The sequence below is a fragment of the Bacillus sp. B2-WWTP-C-10-Post-4 genome, from assembly GCF_009183805.1.
GTDB classification, from domain to species: Bacteria; Bacillota; Bacilli; order Bacillales; family Bacillaceae_G; genus Bacillus_A; species Bacillus_A cereus.
Genome location: NZ_WEII01000228.1, coordinates 1 through 2,501 on the forward strand (window position 1 = coordinate 1; position 2,501 = coordinate 2,501).

Here is a 2,501-nt window from a genome sequence, read left to right on the forward strand (position 1 = left end):
AGCTTTACGGTTAGCTTCTTCCTGAGCTTTACGCTGAGTCTCTTCTTGAGCTTTACGGTCAGCTTCTTCCTTACTCTTTGTGTCTGCTGTATCTTTTTTAGTATCTTGTGAAGTGGCAACTTTGGTGTCTGCCTTTTGTACAGTTTGATTGGAAGTTGATTTTCCATCAATAAATACAATACCCATTAAAAAGAAAGCTAGTGCTAGATATAAATATGAATATACTACTTTCTTTCTGGTTTTAATTTGTATTTTGGGTAACACAAATTGTGGTTTGATTAATCCAATAATTAAAGCAAGTAAGCTTAACGAAAATCCCAAAAAACCAATATTAACAAGGGCAGGGCGAATAGAATTTGGAATAATTGCTTGAAGTATTAAAAATAAAATAAAGATATAAACAATGGAAGCAATAAACATTTTCCATGCGGTTTTAGAGCGATAACCAAAAATTTTTCTCCAGTTCATTTAAGAACCTCCTTATCTAAGATACTAGATTTTGCTTATAAATTATAATAATGTAATGATTTAATATCGAGATGTAATTCATCACCTCTCATTTAATAAAATTAATGTATTTATGTAACAAATATACATATGTAAGCATATCATTGTCGTTAACAAATTTTCCATTTTTTTATTTTCATTTTTTCTTGCTTACTTGAAAGATTTTAGTATATTAGAGATTTTAGATGCTTTATTTTGACTCATTCGTTAGCAAATGAAAGTTTAATCATCATCTAAAAGGAAAACTTGGTGTTAAAATATGAATTAATATAAGATAGTAAGTATTAATTAAACTGTATAAGGAAGTGAGTAAGTATGAAGAGAAAAATATCAGTGGTTGGTGCGGTAATTGTTAATGAAAATAATGAAGTCTTATGTGCATTACGTTCTCCTACAATGACGTTACCAAATTATTGGGAATTTCCAGGTGGTAAGATAAACAAGGGAGAAGAGCCACCAGCTGCATTAATTCGTGAAATTAAAGAAGAGCTTGGATGTACAATTGTTGTAGATGAGAAGGTAGAGGAAGTCGAGTACGAGTATGAAACTATTGTTGTTCATCTTACTACATATAAAGCTAGAATTTTGGCAGGTAAGCCTAAAGCTCTTGAGCATGCAGAGCTAAAATGGATGAGTATTAAAAATTTAAAGCATTTAAAGTGGGCACCTGCTGATATTCCTACCGTAGAAGCACTGTAGGAATATTTTAATGAAATATCCTTGAGAATTATACTTTTATTATGTAATATATAATTATATTGTTAGTTTATTTGATTCCGTTTATTCCCACATCTTATGTGTTGTGGTTGAGTTGTAGAAGCAAGTTTTTTCTTGTTTCAATTTTGAAAGGGCTTCTTTGAGCCGATTAGTGTATATAGCCTATTTGCTATGCACGATTAATCGACTTAAAGGAGCCCTTTTTTGTTTGTTTAAGTGGATGTATAAAGTAGTTTTTAAGTTAAAGAGAAATATGATTGTTTAGAAGGGATATATAGTGATGAATTGAAACCTATAGCATCTAACAAAAAGAGTTATATGAAATTATAGTAAGTTAAATCTCATATAGAGATTTAAAAATACCGAAGTAATAATTGCAGTTAAAGGGGAAGGTCTCAAATTTTTAAAGGGACTCAATAATGCATCTATAGAAGAGGAGAATTAAAATTGAAACCAACTAGAGAAAAGTACGTAATTAATGGGGAGTATACAATAGAACGTAAGCTTTTACATAATGAAATCATTAAATTATTTCTAAATGATCAGCCGCAGCAAGAGCAAGAACCTGAGGCTATATTACTTGGTGGTGGTTCTGCTGCTGGAAAAAGCTCAATTGGAGAGTTAGTAAGTAAGGGATATAAACATCAGAAACAAAACATGGTTTGGATAGATCCTGATAAGATCAAAGAAAAAATACCAGAATATCAAGAGTTAATAGAATCCGGAAATATTGAGTTAATGAAACAAGCAGCTTTTTTAGTTCATGATGAAAGTAGTGATATTACCATGAAACTTTTAAAAATCTGCATGAAAAGAAAAATAAACTTTATGTATGATGGTACAATGAAAAATGAAGTAAAATACAAAAAGTTAATTCAACAATTAAGACTAGCAGGTTTTAGCATTAAAGCAATTATTGTAGATGTCCCAATAAAGGTTGCTTTAGAGCGATCCAATTTGCGTTTTAAAGTAACAGGAAGATTGGTACCCCAAAATATAATTGAAGAAAGTCATATGAAAGTAGCGACTACTTTTTCTAACATTAAAGATTTAATAGATTGCTATACTTTATATGATAATACCGGGAAGGAACCAGAAGTTTTTGCTTTTAAAGAATCAAAACGAGTAAAAGAAATTATTGTAGATGAATCTCGAAATAATCAATTTATTGAGAAATCAGCTCTTGTTTTTTAGTGAATATATATTATAAATTTTATAAAATGATTAATAGATATTGTCCTGACATTTTATTATATTATTGATATAATAAATACAGG

General features: G+C 29.6%; 2 protein-coding genes and 1 pseudogene. 2 read left to right on the top strand and 1 reads right to left on the bottom strand.

What is annotated here, in order from left to right; all coding sequences use genetic code 11:
* Positions 1 to 468 (bottom strand): annotated as a pseudogene (locus GBN78_RS29345) (protein TolA); the annotation flags it as partial.
* 354 nt (positions 469 to 822) lie between these two features.
* On the opposite strand from GBN78_RS29345, the gene GBN78_RS29350 reads away from it, so the two are divergent.
* Together GBN78_RS29350 and GBN78_RS29355 are read left to right on the top strand one after the other, a co-directional pair.
* Positions 823 to 1,206, top strand: a complete 384-nt coding sequence (locus GBN78_RS29350) for a (deoxy)nucleoside triphosphate pyrophosphohydrolase (RefSeq protein ID WP_000823377.1) — start codon at positions 823 to 825, stop codon at positions 1,204 to 1,206.
* 465 nt (positions 1,207 to 1,671) lie between these two features.
* A complete protein-coding gene (locus GBN78_RS29355; protein ID WP_152128014.1) occupies positions 1,672 to 2,418 on the top strand; it encodes a zeta toxin family protein in 747 nt (248 codons plus the stop codon).
* Positions 2,419 to 2,501: the final 83 nt, after the last annotated feature.

Bases quoted from the DNA above. Each gene is read 5' to 3' on its own strand.
- GBN78_RS29350 (WP_000823377.1), top strand. From the start codon at position 823: ATGAAGAGAAAAATATCAGTGGTTGGTGCGGTAATTGTTAATGAAAAT.